At 72.8% G+C, this 14,571-nt stretch carries 16 protein-coding genes; 6 read left to right on the top strand and 10 right to left on the bottom strand.

Translation table 11 applies throughout. The annotated features are described in order from the left end of the window. Window positions 1-22: 22 nt before the first annotated feature. The 6 genes from ACFHWE_RS12520 to ACFHWE_RS12495 all read right to left on the bottom strand — a co-directional run bounded on the left by ACFHWE_RS12520 (window position 23) and on the right by ACFHWE_RS12495 (window position 4,608). The gene (locus tag ACFHWE_RS12520; protein WP_081748608.1) at window positions 23-190 is read right to left on the bottom strand and encodes a DUF3117 domain-containing protein; all 168 of its coding nucleotides are present in this window, start codon (window positions 188-190) and stop codon (window positions 23-25) included. A 356-nt stretch (window positions 191-546) separates the two neighbouring features. Further along, window positions 547-1,128 (bottom strand): hypothetical protein, encoded by a 582-nt coding sequence (locus tag ACFHWE_RS12515; RefSeq protein WP_416601359.1) that lies wholly within the window; start codon window positions 1,126-1,128, stop codon window positions 547-549. 168 nt (window positions 1,129-1,296) lie between these two features. Next, entirely contained in the window at window positions 1,297-1,668 is a 372-nt protein-coding gene (locus ACFHWE_RS12510; protein ID WP_416601357.1) for a hypothetical protein, read from the bottom strand. 26 nt (window positions 1,669-1,694) lie between these two features. Further along, entirely contained in the window at window positions 1,695-2,474 is a 780-nt protein-coding gene (locus ACFHWE_RS12505) for a TIGR00730 family Rossman fold protein (RefSeq protein WP_416601355.1), read from the bottom strand. A gap of 99 nt (window positions 2,475-2,573) precedes the next feature. Beyond that, window positions 2,574-3,638, bottom strand: coding sequence for a succinyl-diaminopimelate desuccinylase (dapE, locus tag ACFHWE_RS12500; RefSeq protein WP_416601353.1), 1,065 nt, complete (start codon window positions 3,636-3,638; stop codon window positions 2,574-2,576). A gap of 133 nt (window positions 3,639-3,771) precedes the next feature. After that, window positions 3,772-4,608, bottom strand: a complete 837-nt coding sequence (locus ACFHWE_RS12495; protein WP_416601352.1) for a 2,3,4,5-tetrahydropyridine-2,6-dicarboxylate N-succinyltransferase — start codon at window positions 4,606-4,608, stop codon at window positions 3,772-3,774. Window positions 4,609-4,809: 201 nt separating this feature from the next. Between ACFHWE_RS12495 and ACFHWE_RS12490 the strand changes: the two genes are divergently transcribed. Then, window positions 4,810-5,673, top strand: a complete 864-nt coding sequence (locus ACFHWE_RS12490; protein WP_416601350.1) for a hypothetical protein — start codon at window positions 4,810-4,812, stop codon at window positions 5,671-5,673. A 4-nt stretch (window positions 5,674-5,677) separates the two neighbouring features. Here ACFHWE_RS12490 and dapC read toward each other — a convergent pair whose 3' ends face one another. After that, on the bottom strand, window positions 5,678-6,784 hold the full coding sequence (dapC, locus tag ACFHWE_RS12485; protein WP_416601349.1) for a succinyldiaminopimelate transaminase: 1,107 nt from the start codon (window positions 6,782-6,784) through the stop codon (window positions 5,678-5,680). Window positions 6,785-6,953: 169 nt separating this feature from the next. Further along, window positions 6,954-7,274 carry a ferredoxin gene (gene fdxA / locus ACFHWE_RS12480; protein ID WP_416601347.1) on the bottom strand — a complete coding sequence of 107 codons (321 nt, stop codon included), beginning with the start codon at window positions 7,272-7,274 and terminating at the stop codon, window positions 6,954-6,956. 183 nt (window positions 7,275-7,457) lie between these two features. Between fdxA and ACFHWE_RS12475 the strand changes: the two genes are divergently transcribed. From ACFHWE_RS12475 to ACFHWE_RS12465, 3 genes are all read left to right on the top strand, one after another. Then, entirely contained in the window at window positions 7,458-7,715 is a 258-nt protein-coding gene (locus ACFHWE_RS12475; protein WP_028647410.1) for a hypothetical protein, read from the top strand. A 162-nt stretch (window positions 7,716-7,877) separates the two neighbouring features. Then, entirely contained in the window at window positions 7,878-9,239 is a 1,362-nt protein-coding gene (locus ACFHWE_RS12470; protein WP_416601346.1) for a hypothetical protein, read from the top strand. Between the two features lie 85 nt (window positions 9,240-9,324). After that, window positions 9,325-10,341, top strand: a complete 1,017-nt coding sequence (locus tag ACFHWE_RS12465; RefSeq protein ID WP_416601345.1) for a site-2 protease family protein — start codon at window positions 9,325-9,327, stop codon at window positions 10,339-10,341. A gap of 20 nt (window positions 10,342-10,361) precedes the next feature. Here ACFHWE_RS12465 and ACFHWE_RS12460 read toward each other — a convergent pair whose 3' ends face one another. Both ACFHWE_RS12460 and mshB read right to left on the bottom strand, forming a co-directional pair. Continuing rightward, complete coding sequence (locus tag ACFHWE_RS12460) at window positions 10,362-10,811, bottom strand: hypothetical protein (RefSeq protein ID WP_416601344.1); 450 nt, start codon at window positions 10,809-10,811, stop codon at window positions 10,362-10,364. A 32-nt stretch (window positions 10,812-10,843) separates the two neighbouring features. Next, window positions 10,844-11,710 carry an N-acetyl-1-D-myo-inositol-2-amino-2-deoxy-alpha-D-glucopyranoside deacetylase gene (mshB, locus tag ACFHWE_RS12455; RefSeq protein WP_416601343.1) on the bottom strand — a complete coding sequence of 289 codons (867 nt, stop codon included), beginning with the start codon at window positions 11,708-11,710 and terminating at the stop codon, window positions 10,844-10,846. A 111-nt stretch (window positions 11,711-11,821) separates the two neighbouring features. Between mshB and ACFHWE_RS12450 the strand changes: the two genes are divergently transcribed. Next, window positions 11,822-14,008 carry a prolyl oligopeptidase family serine peptidase gene (locus ACFHWE_RS12450; protein WP_416601341.1) on the top strand — a complete coding sequence of 729 codons (2,187 nt, stop codon included), beginning with the start codon at window positions 11,822-11,824 and terminating at the stop codon, window positions 14,006-14,008. Between the two features lie 81 nt (window positions 14,009-14,089). After that, window positions 14,090-14,473, top strand: coding sequence for a DUF3054 domain-containing protein (locus tag ACFHWE_RS12445; RefSeq protein WP_416601339.1), 384 nt, complete (start codon window positions 14,090-14,092; stop codon window positions 14,471-14,473). Window positions 14,474-14,571 lie beyond the last annotated feature (98 nt).

Here is a 14,571-nt window from a genome sequence, read left to right as displayed (position 1 = left end):
GGGCGGGCACGGATCGGCTCACCTAGCCGACGACACCTTGCAACGCGTCCCGGAGCTCGCCCGCCTCGTCCGGTGTCAGTTCGACCACCAGGCGACCGCCGCCCTCCAGGGGGACTCGCATGATGATGCCGCGACCCTCCTTGGTGACCTCCATCGGCCCGTCGCTGGTCCTCGGCTTCATCGCCGCCATGCCATTCCCCTTTCTCGATGTTCCTCGCAGGTGGCCGGGGGCCGGACCGCGTCACCGGTACCGATCCGGCGAACCGTCCCGGTCCCGGAACCGCTGCACCGGTTCCCTGCGGCCCCACGCCCGCACCGGCGCGCGCGTGCCGCTCCTCCCATTATCTCGGAGGTTGGCCCCGGGTGTGTGCGCCAGACAGCCGCCTGACCACCGCACGGGCCCACCGGCGAGGAATCGTTGTTCATTAAAGGTTATATCGGTACTGACCGAATCTTGGGAGAGCCCGACAGCCGAACGGACTTCTCCCCCTTCGGAACCAATCGAAACAAAAGGGAACCGGATCCCCCGGAGTCGTCCGGAACCGGTCAGCCGAGGACACCCGTGGAGGTCATGCGCGTGCCCTCGTCGGTGACGGACGACCACTCGGCCCTCAGCCCCCGCCCGTCCTCCTCGGGCCACAGCGTCAGTTCGGCGTCGTCGACGCACCGGTCCTCGGGGTCGGCGGTCTCGGTGTAGGCGTACACGGCGCGATCGCCCTCACTCGCCGACAGCACCAGGCTCCCCGAACAGGAGAAGGTGATCCAGGCGGAGGTGCCGTGCTCGGCGCCCTCCTCGATGGAGACACGGGCGTCCCAGTCGGCGACGTGCTGCCCCTCGGTGTCGACCTGGTTCATCTCCCCCGACCAGGAGCCCACGAACTCACCCGTCGACACCGCCTCGCCGGCGGAGCCGGAGTCGCCGCCGACGAACACCGCCACCGCCGCGGCTCCGCCCGCGAGCACGGCGACCGCCGCCACGGATCCGGCCAGCAGGAGGATCCGCTTTCGGCGCTTGCTCTTGTAACGGGTCGACCGGGGCGGGGCCCACAGGGACATCTGGCTCACAGGCCCCGGGGAGCCGTCGCTCCCGCCATCGGAACCGGATTCCACTTCGGCTGGTGTGTCCATCCTCGCCATCCTGAGCAACGGTCCACCCTCACAGGCGGAACAGGGGGGTACGTTCGTGCTGCGCTGAGAATAGAACACACGAACGCGGCATGTGTCAGGACAGGGGCGCGAACAGCGTGACCCACGGCATAGCGCGGGCCCGGCCCTCACTCCGGAGCCCCCGCCTCGTCACCGGTCGTAGCGCGCGTGGACGCGGTCGCCGTCACCGCCGGGCGCGAAGGACACCCCGGGGGCGGCCGGGGAGGCGCCGGCGAGCCGCTCCTCCAGTTCCGCGATCCGCCGTTCGCGCTCACCCAGCTCGTCGGACAGCCGGGTCAGGAGGTCGTCGACCGCCCGGACGTGGTAGCCCAACAGCGACAGGGGCAGCGTCAGCCGACGGAGGTCGGCCGTCCCGACCGGGCGGTCGGCGGGCAGGTCGAGCGGAGGGCGGTCGGACTCCACGCCGGCGAGTCCCCCGCCCCTGCCGAGCACGACGAGGACGACGCCCGCGAGCACGGTGACGGCGACCGCTCCCAGCAGGATCATGATGAAGACAGGCACGGGACCGATCCTCCCACAACCCGCTCCTAGCCGCTGATGCCCGGCGGGGTCGCCCCGTTCTCGCGGGCCAGGTCGGAGTGGGACCTGCGGATGATGTCGACGACCTCGTCGGGGTCGTCGGTGAGCCGGAACAGGTGCGTGTCCTGTGGGCCGATCAGCCCGTGCTTGGACAGGCTCGACTCGATCCACTCGGCCAGCCCGCCCCAGAACTCCGTCCCGACTAGGACCACGGGGAACCGGGTCACCTTCTTGGTCTGGACGAGCGTGATCGACTCGAACAGCTCGTCCAGGGTCCCGAACCCGCCGGGAAGCACGACGAAGGCCTGCGAGTACTTCACGAACATGGTCTTGCGGACGAAGAAGTACCGGAACGTCATCCCCACGTCGATGTAGGGGTTGAGCTCCTGCTCGAACGGCAGCTCGATACCCAGGCCGACGGACAACCCGCCCGCCTCCTGGGCGCCCTTGTTGGCGGCCTCCATCATTCCCGGCCCGCCGCCGGTGATGGTGGCGTACCCGGCCCTGGCCAGCTCGGCGCCGACCCTCAGCCCCACGTCGTAGAAGTGGTGGTCGGGGGCGACCCGCGCCGATCCGAACACGCTCACCGCCGTCGGCATCTCCGACAGCAGCCCGAACCCCTCGACGAACTCCGACTGGATGCGCAGCACCCGCCAGGGGTCGGTGTGCACCCAGTCCGTGGGACCGCGCTGGTCCAGCAGGCGCTGGTCCGTGGTGGTCTGGGGGATGGCGCTCCCCCGGTAGGTCAGGGGGCCGGCGTGCCGTATGTGTTCCTCTTCTTCCGTCATGCCCGCCAACCTAGCCGAGCGGGGGCCGACCACGCGTGAACCGAGCGTGTCACCAGGGAAAACGGTGACGCCTCGCGGAGGGGCGGCCGTCCCGACCGGTCAGCGTTCCCCAGTGAGCCAGCCGAGCATCCGCTCCTCGGCCTCGCGGATCTTGGCGATGTCGGCGTACTCGTCGCGGGTGTGCGCCAGCGTCGGGTCGCCCGGCCCGTAGTTGACCGCGGGCACACCCAGCTCCGAGAACCGGGACACGTCGGTCCAGCCGAGCTTGGCGCGCGCCCGGCCGCCGCCAACCGAGGCCACGAACGCGGCCGCCGAGGGGTCGTCGAGGCCGGGGCGCGCCGGGGCCGCGGCGTCGGTCACCTCCACCTCGTAGCCGTCGAAGAGCCCGCGCAGGTAGGCCTCGGCCTCGGCCACCGACAGGTCCGGCGCGAAGCGGTAGTTGACCGTGACGACGCACTCGTCGGGGATGACGTTGCCCGCCACCCCGCCCTCGACGAACACGGCGTTGAGCCCCTCGTGGAAGCGCAGACCCTCCACCTCCGGCTCGCGGGGGGTGTGGGCGCGCAGCACGTCGAGGACGGCGCCGGCCCCGTGGATGGCGTTCTCGCCCATCCACGAGCGGGCGCTGTGCGCACGGGTGCCCCGAACCGTGACCCGCACCCGCATCGTGCCCTGGCAGCCGCCCTCGATGACGCCGCCGGTGGGCTCCATGAGGATCGCGAAGTCGCCCGCCAGCCACTCGGGGCTGTGCGCCGCCAGCCGCCGCAGGCCGTTGCGGGAGGCGTCGACCTCCTCGTTGTCGTAGAAGACGTAGGTGACGTCGTGCACCGGTTCGGCGGCCAGGGCGGCGAGCTTGAGCTGCACCGCCACGCCCGCCTTCATGTCGGAGGTGCCGCAGCCGTACAGGCGTCCGCCGTCCACGTGCGAGGGGAGGTTGTCGACCACGGGCACGGTGTCGAGGTGGCCGGCGATCACCACTCGTCGGGGACGGCCCAGGCCGGTGCGCGCGACGACCGCGTCGCCGTCGCGGAGCACCTCCAGGTGCGGCAGGTCCGCCAGCGCGCGCTCGACCCGGTCGGCGAGGACCTTCTCGTCGCCGCTCTCGGAGCGGATGTCCACCAGGGCGGCGGTCAGGTCCGCCACGTCCGAGGTCAGGTCCAGCATCGTCTCGCCCCTGTTTTCCGGTGAGGTCGTCGTCTTCCGGTCCCAGCCTAGGGACATCCGCGGCCTCCCGGGGCGCACCGCCCTCCCCCGCGTGTACGGGAGAGGGCGCCCGAGCCGCGGCGGACCGTGCCCGTCAGGCGTTGACGCCGTGTTCGCGCAGGAGGTCGTTCAGGGCGAGCTTGTCGTGCTCGGCACCCTCCTCCAAGCGCTTGAGCACCAGCAGGACGGGCATGCCGAAGTCGCCGCCGGGGAAGCTCTTGACGCGGTTGGCGGTCACGCACACCGACCAGGCCGGGGCCTGCCCGCGCTCCAGCTCCTCGCCGGTCTCGGCGTCGAAGACCCGGGTGGAGGAGGTGAGGATGGTCCCCGCGCCGAGCTTGGCTCCGGTGCGCACGCGCGCGCCCTCCACGACCATGCTGCGGGAGCCGAGGAAGGCGTCGTCCTCGATGACCACCGGGGAGGCCTGTGGCGGCTCCAGGACACCGCCCACGCCCACGCCGCCGGACAGGTGGACGTTCTCGCCGACCTGGGCGCAGGAGCCCACGGTCGCCCAGGTGTCCACCATGGTGCCGGAGCCGACGTGGGCACCGATGTTGGTGAAGGAGGGCATGAGCACGACGCCCGGAGCCAGGTAGGAACCCCAGCGGGCGATGGCGCCCGGCACCACGCGGACACCGTCGAAACGGGTCTTCAGCGGCATGCGGTCGTGGTGGTGGAAGTCGCCCGCCCGGGACTCCTTCATCTCCAGTACCTTGAAGCCGAGCAGGATGGAGCGCTTGGCGCGCTCGTCGACCACGACCTCGTCGGTGCTCGGGTCGACGAAGGCGACGCGGGCCTTGCCCTCGTCGATCTGGTCGATCGCGGCGAGGATGGTCGCACGGGGCTCGGCGTGGTCGGGGGTGAGTTCGGTGCGCCGCTCCCAGAGCACGTCGATCTCGTCGGGCAGCGGGCTTGTGTACGAGCTGGTCATGTGTCACCACGTTAGCCGCTGCGCGGCCGGTGGGATGCCGTGCCCCGCCCCTGATGGAACGAGTTCTTCCCACCGCTATGTCCCGGTTCACTCGCCGACTACACTTTCGCCGGGGCACTCACACGCCTCACGCGCCTCGCGGACCTGTCTCCCTTCCCGCGCGGACGCGTTCCACCCGTCCACCGACCCGATGGTTCGCCCGTGCCCAGTAAGCGGCGGAGATTCTCCGCGTTCGTCAAGATCCTCCTCGCCCTGTCCCTCGTCTGCGGCGCGCTCGTCGGGGGCGCCTACTACGTGCTGACCACCGTGGAACCGATGGAGACCGCGGAGCCCCCCGAACCGGGGTGTCGGCTGGACCTGGCCCAGGGGGAGTACGAACTGGAGCCCGCCCAGGCGAGGAACGCCGCCACGGTCAGCGGCGTGGCCTTCGGCCACGACCTGCCCGAGTCCGCCGTCACCGTGGCGTTCGCGACCGTGTGGCAGGAGTCGACCTTCTACAACCTGGAGTTCGGCGACCGCGACTCGCTGGGCCTGTTCCAGCAGCGGCCCTCACAGGAGTGGGGCGAGCCCGAGGAGATCCTCGACCCCGTGTACGCCAGCACCGCCTTCTACACGGCGCTGGCCGAGGTCGAGGGCTGGGAGTCGCTGCCGGTGTTCGAGGCGGCCCAGGCCGTGCAGCGCAGCGCCGACGGCTACGCCTACGACCAGCACGAACTCCTGTCCGCGGACATGGCGGAGGCGTTCACAGGCACGCTGGGACCGGCGATGACGTGCTGGTACGTCCCGGAGACCGTCGAGGCGGTCCGGGCCGCCGAGGCGGACCCCGACGGCGCCCGGGAGGAGATGGCCCGGGTCTTCGGCATCGACCCGGAGAGCCTGCCCTCGGCGGAGGACCCCCGGACGGGGGACACCGGGTGGGCGATGGCGCTCTGGGCGGTCGCCCACGCCGAGGAGTACGGGCTGACCTCGGTCGCCTACCAGGGGCGGCAGTGGCGGATCTCCGACGGGACGGAGGGCGCCGAGGCCTGGTCCACGGCGGACTCCGGTGGCCTAGTCCTGGAATGAGGCCTCAGGACAGGCGCGCGGCCGCCGCGTCCACGCGCTCGTCGGTGGCGGTGAAGGCCACGCGGACGTGGCCCGCCCCCGCCTTGCCGTAGAACTCGCCGGGCGCCACCAGGACGCCGCGCTCGGCGAGGGCGGACACCGCCCCCCACGCGTCGTGCCCGGGGTGGCTGGCCCACAGGTACAGACCGGCCTCGGAGTGCTCGATCCGCCATCCCGCGGCCTCGAAGGCGGTGCGCAGCCGCTCGCGGCGCGCACGGTAGCGCTCCTTCTGCTCCCGCGCGTGGGCGTCGTCGTCCAGCGCCGCCGCCATGGCCGCCTGGACGGGGGCCGGCATGATCATCCCCCCGTGCTTGCGCACGGCCAGCAACTCCTCGACCAGGGCGGGGTCCCCGGCGACGAAGGCGGCCCGGTAGCCCGCCAGGTTGGAGCGCTTGGACAGCGAGTGCACGGCCAGCAGGTTCTCGTGGGACCCATCGCACACCTCAGGGTGCAGGATCGACACCGGCTCGGTGCCGTCCCACCCCAGCCCGAGGTAGCACTCGTCGGAGGCCACCACGGCGCCCCGCTCCCGCGCCCAGGCGACGACCTTGCGCAGGTGCGGCACGCCCAGCACGCGGCCGGTGGGGTTGCTCGGCGAGTTCACCCAGACGAGCCCGACCGGGGCCGGACCGAGCGGGGTGAGGCCGTCGGAGGCCACGGGCTCCGCGCCCGCCAGCCGCGCCCCGATGTCGTAGGTGGGGTAGGCCAGCTCGGGGTGGACGACGGTGTCGCCCGGGCCCAGTCCGAGTTGGGCGGGCAGGTGCGCCACCAGCTCCTTGGAACCGACGGTCGGCAGGACCGCGCCCTCGGCGACGCGCACGCCGTGCCGCCGCTCCAGCCAGCCGGAGATCGAGTCGCGCAGCCGGGGCGTCCCCCAGGTGGCGGGGTACCCCGGCGCGTCCGAGGCGTCGGTCAGGGCGCGGCGGACGAGGCCGGGGACGGGGTCCACGGGCGTGCCCACCGACAGGTCGACGATGCCGTCGGGGTGGGCGGCGGCCGTGCGCTTGTACGGCGTGAGCCGGTCCCACGGGAAGGTCGGGAGCCGGTCGGTCACCCGTCGCCGCTGGGCCATCGGTGTTCTCTCTCCATGGGGTTCGCTTACCACTGCTCATGACGCGGTCGCGCCGGCCCCCGTCGGGGGCCGGCGCGACCGCGTCGATCGGGCCGCCCGTGCGGGGGCGGCACCCTCTGCGCCAAGGGGGTGTGCGTGGCCGGCCGCGGACGCGGCCGAGGTGCGGAGCCTACTCCGCCTGCGGCGGCAGCTTGGCGATGAGCGGGTGGTCCCGGTCGATCTTGCCCTGCTTGGCGGCACCGCCGGGGGAGCCCAGGTCGTCGAAGAACTCCACGTTGGCCTTGTAGAAGTCCGACCACTGCTCGGGAAGGTCGTCCTCGTAGTAGATGGCCTCGACGGGGCAGACCGGCTCGCACGCACCGCAGTCAACGCACTCGTCCGGGTGGATGTAGAGCATGCGGTCGCCCTCGTAGATGCAGTCCACGGGGCATTCGTCAATGCACGCCTTGTCCAGCACGTCGACACAGGGCTGCGCGATGACGTAGGTCACGTCGAACTCCTTGATCTCACCCCCGCGGCGGGAGCCTGACGGGGACCCTGAGAGTCCCGGAGGGGCGGCGGTGTGCGGGCACCGCGGCCTCCCCTGCCGGGGACTCTGTCAGCGATTGGCACAGATATCGTCCTCCTAGTATGGCGTTGGAGAACGTGTGACGCACAATCGGGGGTGGGTTGGATGCACATGGGGGGCCGTCTGGTCCATCGAATCACCCGTGAGGACGTCGGTCGGCGCGTCTCCCTACGGATCCGCCTCCCCGAGGGCGGATTCACCGATATCGTCGGAGTGGTGGAGTCCTGGACGGACGGGGTGCTGTGCCTGCGCCGCCGTGACGGCTCGCCGGTGGAGGTCTCCGAATCCGGTATCGCCGCCAGCCGCGTCGTCCCTCCCGTCCCGCCGAGACGGCGCGGCGGCCGACCGCCGGAGGCTCCCTGAGGCGCGATGCTCCGGAGCGACGCATTCTTCGCCCCGACCGGGGTAAACAGACGGCACGGTTCCACTTCGGCGAGCCGATTCGGCTCCGTGTGGACGAACGCGCCCCGGCCCCGCCCCGGGCCGAGGGGCGCCGGGTACGGCGGGAGGTGGTGAGCGCCCATCATGCGCGAAGCAGTCACGTGCGCCCTCGCGGAACTGGCGCAACGGGATGAGCGGATCGCCGAATCGGCGCGCCGCGCCCTGGACACGCTGGTCCCCGACCACGACATCGAACGCCTCACCCAGCACCGCCTCCAGCGGTTCTGCTGGTACGAGCTGCCCGTGCGCTTCCACGACTCCGCCGAGGAGCGGCTGTTCGCCGTCCGCTCCCTGGGGCGCCTCTTCTCCCTCCTCCAACTGCACCGCTACGCGCACGTCTGCACCTCGGCGGAGACCGTCACCCTGCTCACCACCTACGACGAGGATCACGACACCGGTCTGGCCATGTACGAGCGGCTCATGTGGGAGTCGGGCGTGCAGCCGCCTGACCTGCCCGAACTGACCTGGGGCACCTCGGTGGGCGAGGCCGAGATCAGGGCGCACGGCGAGACCGCCGCCGCGCTGGAGCTGGCGGTCTCCCTCGGCGACATCCGGCCCGGCAGGTACGGGTGGCGGCCCGCGCAGGAGCGGTTCGCGCGCTCCTTCCTCATCCAGCCCGACGGCAAGGGCCTGAGCCACCTGGACCGGATCCGCGAGGAGCGGGTCCGCGCGTGGCTGGGGTCCTCCTCCCACCCGCACCGCCAGCGCATGTGGCCCCTGGTGGGCCTCCTCATCGCCGGGGTGGACGTCCCGCGCACCGCTGACCGCGCCATGGAACCGCTGCGGGCACTGCTGGACCTGGCCGAGGACGGTATCGCGCTCACCCAGGTCGGATACCTCTCCCCCGCCGTGGTCCGCCGCCTGTGCGAGGACTTCGGCTGGCGGAGCAGCCCGGAGCCCCCGCGCAGTGAGACTGACTGCACCCAGGTGATCGCGCTGCACCAACTGCTGAGGAGCATGCACGCGGTGCGGCGCTCGGGGCGGCGGCTGGTGCTCACCCGGCGGGGCCGACGGCTCCGGGGGGACACCGAGGCGCTGTGGTGGGCCGCCGCCGGGGCCGCGTGCCGGGCGGGCGGCATCGAGCGGGCGGCCGTGGAGACCCTGCTGGGCATTCTTCTGGACCGCACCCCGCAGGGCACCGGCTCGCACGCGCGGCGCGCGGAGTCGGACGCCGCCGCGGCGGAACGGGTCCTGGTGGAGTCGGGGTGGACGCCCCTGGAGTCTCCGGTGTCGGCCGGGCGCCACGCGGCGACCCGGAGCGAGACGGCCGAGACCGGTTCGGACCAGGTGCGTGCCATGGTGATGGCGGTCAACTGGCTGCTGGAGGCGCTGGACCTGCTCGTCGGCGGTGAGGTGGAGGGGCGTGGAGGGCTGACGGCCACGGGACGGGCGTTCGCGCTCGCGTGTCTGCACAGATCGGCGGTCGCCCCCCGAGCCGTGGTGTGACCTGCGGCGGGCACCCGCTGCGGAGGAGGGCGGCACACGCCGTACCCTGGAGCCCGAGAGGCCGCCCGTGACCCGCAGGAGTGCCATGCCCACGCCCGAGACCCCGCAGCAGGCGGACCCGACCGACGCGCCCGCGGCGGAGAACGGCGCGGCCGGGGCTCCTGGCGCCGACCCGTGGGAGCGGATGCCCGAGGACGCGCTCAACGTCCCCTCCCGTGCCGGAGCCGCCGAGGACGGCGGGGGCCCCGGCCCCGCCGCGGAACCGGCCTCTGGGGAAGACCCCGCCGGGGACACCGGACCCGCACGGCAGGGCTGGACCGACTTCCTGCCCAGCCCGGTGCTGGTCCTGCTGCTGGGGCTGGCGGGGTTCGCGGGCTGGCTGTCCTGGCAGGCGGTCGAGCTGGACTGGGTGGCGGAGGGGACGAGGGTCACCCCGCTGATCCCGCCGCTGCTGATCCTGCTCGGGTGGATCGTCTCCTGCGCCGTGCACGAGTTCGGGCACGCGCTCGCCGCCTACCTGGCCGGGGACCGCTCCCTGCGGGGCAGCGGCTACCTGCGCCTCAACCCGTTCGCCTACCGCGAGGCCTTCGGCGGCCTGGTGCTCCCGGTCACCTACCTGTGCCTGAGCGGCCTCGGGCTGACCGGCCCGCCCGCCTACGTGGACTGGGACCGCATCCCCGGAAGGGGCAGGCGCGTGCTGGTGGCGCTGGCCGGACCACTGGCGAGCCTGGCCGCGGCGGCGCTGCTGGCGCTCACCGTCTCACTGCTGGTGCCGCCCGGCAACGACACCACCAACTGGGCGATCGCCGCGCTGGCGTTCCTGTCCCTGGCCAACCTGACCGCGGCAGCGATCAACCTTCTGCCCCTGCCGGGCCTGGACGGGTTCGAGGTCCTCGCGCCCTGGCTGCCCGGAAGGGCGGTGCGCCCGGGGCGGGCCTGGGGGGCGTTCGGATCGATCGCCGTCTTCGCGGTGCTGTGGTTCCCGTCGGCGAAGGGGCCCTTCACCGACCTCTTCTACGGACTGTTCACGCTGGTCCTGCCCAACCCGGCGTTCCCGGGCATGGCCTTCCACGGCGAGCTGCTCCTCCAGTTCTGGGGATAGCGGGCACGCGTGTGACGCTCTCAGGAGGTACCGAACCGATTCCTGCGGTCCGCCTCCCCGAGCCCGCTGCGTACGAAGGCGAGCACCAGCGTGAGCATGGCGCCGAACATGTAGGCGTAGTTGACGATGTGGGCGGTGAGCAGCAGGTCACCGCCGCGCGTGTAGCCGACCAGGGCGCTGAGGGCCAGCACGTAGCCCGCCCCGAAGACCACGGCGCCGACCGGGCTCCCGCAGCCCCACGCGACCAGGCGGACACCGGCGTACAGCAGGACCAGGTAGGCGGCCAGGGCGGCCAGGACGAGCGTCGGCACGTACGACGCCGCCTCCCAGTAGCGGGTCAGCCACCCGGCACCGACCGTGGAGACGGCCCCCACCGCCGCTCCGAGCGGCGCGAGGACCACGAGGGTCGCGCCGTGCAGCAGCGTCGACGCGACTCGGGCCGGAGCGCCCCGGGTTTCGGTGATGGTCACGTCAGGCAACGGTACGCGCTCCGCTCCGGTCTTCACAGGCCCGAGAAGAGGTCGGTCTCCAGCTCCCCCTGGCGCAGCCGCGGTGTGGGCCCCATGAGCAGCGTGAAGTACTCCACCGCGTCGATCTCCTGGGCGATGCCGTTGGAGAGGGCGAACCGCTCCCCCTCCACGCTGATCTGCGTGGCGTGGGCGCGCATCGCCAGGGCCTTGGCCGCCCAGTGCGCGGTGGCGTCCACACGCGTGGTCACCTGCGCGTCGGGGGTGCCCCGGGCGATGTCGGACACCCGCGCGGGCGGTGTGAAGGAACCGGACTCCTCGCGCAGCCGGGCGATGGCGGCCTCGATCCGCGAGACGGGCTGGGCGATGGCGTAGAGCTTGCGGACCTGCCACGGGGTTCCGGGCATGGAGCGCTCCCCGGCCCTGATACAAGCGCGGCGGGTGACCCGGTGGGCCTGGATGTGGTCGGGGTGGCCGTAGCCGCCGTGCTCGTCGTAGCAGACCAGCACGTGGGGGCGCACCTGGCGGATCACCTCGGCCAGGAGCGTGGCCGCCTCCTCGACGTCGGCCCCCCAGAAGGCGCGGGGGCGGCCGTTGGTGGCGGCGCCCATCATCCCGGAGTCGCGGTAGCGGCCCGGTCCGCCGAGGAACCGGTGGTCGCGCACGCCCAGGGCGACGCACGCCTTGTCCAGTTCGCCGACCCGGTGCTCCCCGAGCGTGTCGGTGCGGTCCGAGGCCAGGTGCGCGAGGTCGTCGGGGATGACCTCGCCCTCCTCGCCGAGGGTGCAGGTGACGAGGGTGACCCCCGCCCCTTCCGCCGCGTACTTCGCCAGCGTCGCGCCCGTGACGATGCTCTCGTCGTCGGGGTGCGCGTGGACCATCATCAGTCGCCTGTCCTTCACCCGGTGAACGATACCGGGACGCCGCCGGGGCCCGGCCCTCTTCCGGCGCGTCGGCCGGGGCGCGCCGCCGGGCAAGCGGCGGCCAGGCCGGTGATGCGCGAGAATCGGCCCATGAGCTTTCCTCGCCAACTTGCCCGGACCCATCGCTTCTCCCTCGGTGTCCCGCACGCGTTCCAGATCTCCGAGGACGGACGGTGCGTGGCCTTCCTGAGGGGGCGCGACGGGGTGGACACCGCCACCTGCCTGTGGGTACACGAGACCGAGGGGGACGTGGCCCGGGTGGTCGCCGACCCCAGAGAGCTGGGGGCCGACGACGAGAACCTCCCGCCGGAGGAGCGCGCGCGCAGGGAGCGGCTGCGCGAGAGCGGCGGCGGCATCGTCGCCTACTCCGTGGACACGGCCTTCACCCGGGCCGTGTTCGCCCTCTCCGGACGGCTCTTCTGCGTGGACCTGTCCACCGGCGGCTCCACCCCGGCCGAGCTCCCCGCGACCGGTCCCGTCGTGGACCCCCGGGTCAGCCCCGGGGGCGACCGCGTGGCCTACGTCGCCGGAGGGGCGCTGCGGGTGATCGACATCGAGGCCGGGGAGGACGGGCACGGCGACCGGGCCGTCGCCGAACCCGACGGGCCCGACGTCACCTGGGGTCTGGCCGACTTCGTGGCAGCCGAGGAGATGGGCCGCTACCGGGGCTTCTGGTGGTCCCCCGACGGTACGTCCCTCCTGGCCGCACGGGTCGACGAGTCCGGTGTGGCGCGCTGGCACGTGGACGACCCGGCCGTTCCGGAGCAGGAGCCCACCAGCCTGCGCTACCCGGCGGCCGGCTCGGACAACCCGGACGTGCGGCTGGCGGTACTGCCGATCGCCGGCGGCGGGCCCGTGTGGGTGGAGTGGGACCGCCGGGCCCTCCCGTACGTGCCGCGGGCGGGCTGGAAGCGGGTGGGGGAGAACGCGCCGACCGTGGTGTTCACCGCCCAGAGCCGCGACCAGCGCACCCTGACCGTGTTCGACGCCGACCCGGTGACGGGCCGGGTGAGCGAGGTGCGCACCGACACCGACGACGTGTGGATCGAGATCCCCTCGGGTGTGCCCGCGCACACCGGATCCGGTGCCCTGGTGTGGGTGGCGCGCGACCCGGGAACCGGTGAGCGGCGGGTCTACGCGGGGGACGAACCGGTCAGCCCGACCGACGTCTACGTGCGATCGGTGCTCGACGTGGACGCCGACCGGATCCTGTACTCGGGCTCCCCGGCCGGCCGGCCCGGCGACGTGTCGCTGTGGTACGTGGACCTGGCCACGGGGAACTCGGGGGCCGTCGACATCCCCGGCCACGGCTGCTCGGCCTCCTCCGACGCCGACGTGCACAGCGGCCTGCGCTCGGGGTGGATGCGCGACGACACCCTCCTGCTCCAGCACCGGTCGATGGACTTCCCCGGTGTACGCACCCTGGTGTTCCGCGACGTCAGCGTCGAGTCCAAGCGGCAGCGGAGCGAGATCGAGAGCTACGCGCAGAACCCGGACCTGCCCGAGCCCCTGCGGGTGGAGACCTGGCGGGCCGGGGAGCGGGAGATCCCGACGGCCCTGGTGCTGCCGAGCTGGTACCGCAAGGGCCTGCGCAGGCTGCCGGTGCTCATGGCGCCCTACGGCGGTCCGCACGCGCAGCGCGTCCTCAACGCGCGCGGCGCCTACCTGACCGCGCAGTGGTACGCCGAACAGGGGTTCGCGGTGCTCATCGCGGACGGCCGGGGCACCCCGGGCATCAGCGTGGAGTGGGAGCAGGCGGTCCACCTGGACCTGGCCGGTCCGGTCCTGGAGGACCAGGTGGCGGCGCTGGAGGACGCCGCCGGACGCCATCCCGACCTGTTGGACACGGAGCGGGTGGGCATCCACGGGTGGTCGTTCGGCGGCTACCTGGCGGCCCTGGCCGTGCTGCGCAGGCCGGACGTGTTCCACGCCGCGGTGGCGGGCGCGCCCGTGATCGACTGGAAGCTGTACGACACGCACTACACCGAGCGCTACCTGAGCACGCCGCAGGAGCACCCGGAGGCCTACGAGGGCAGTTCCCTGCTGGCGGACGCCGCCAAGCTGGAGCGACCGCTGATGATGATCCACGGGCTCTCCGACGACAACGTGGTGTTCGCGCACACGCAGCGGATGTCCTCGGCCCTGCTGGCGGCGGGCCGCAGGCACACGGTGCTGCCGCTGTCGGGGGTGACGCACATGGCGTCGGACCCAGTGGTGGCGGAGAACCTCATGCTGCTCCAGGTGGAGTTCCTCAAGGACGGCCTGTCCAGGCACTGACCGGGCGCCGGGCGCCGCCGCTGCGGCGGTGCCCGGCGGTCCCCCCGTGCATCCCGCCACTGGCCGTTCTAACCTGGTGTTATGCGCTCGTTCACGGCTCCGCTCGCCTTCGTCGCCGACCTGGTGTGCGTGCTGGCCTTCGTGCTGATCGGCAGGACCGAGCACGAGAGCGGCACCGCACTCGGCGCGGTCCTCGGTACGGCCTGGCCGTTCGCGGCCGCGCTCGCACTGGGGTGGGCCCTCACCCTGGCGTGGCGGTCTCCCGCCCGGCTGTGGCCGACCGGCGTCTTCGTGTGGGCGGTGGCGGTCGCCGGGGGCATGGTCGCGCGCCTGGCCACCGGGGAGGACGCGCCCTACTCCTTCGTCGTGGTGACCGGCGTCTTCCTCGCCGCGACCATGCTGGGCTGGCGCGGCCTCGCCCACCTGGTCGTGGAACGGCGGGAGAAGAGGCACCAGGCGGCCTGACGGCCCCGGGCCCGTGTTCCCCCGGGTCGGCCCGACCCGTCCGTTCCGTGGCGGGGTGATCCGCGGACCCGGCCGCCGGCGTGGTCCCTACACTGGGG

Source organism: Nocardiopsis sp. LOL_012 (genome assembly GCF_048060475.1).
GTDB lineage: Bacteria > Actinomycetota > Actinomycetes > Streptosporangiales > Streptosporangiaceae > Nocardiopsis.
This window is presented reverse-complemented; position numbering and strand designations above follow the sequence as displayed.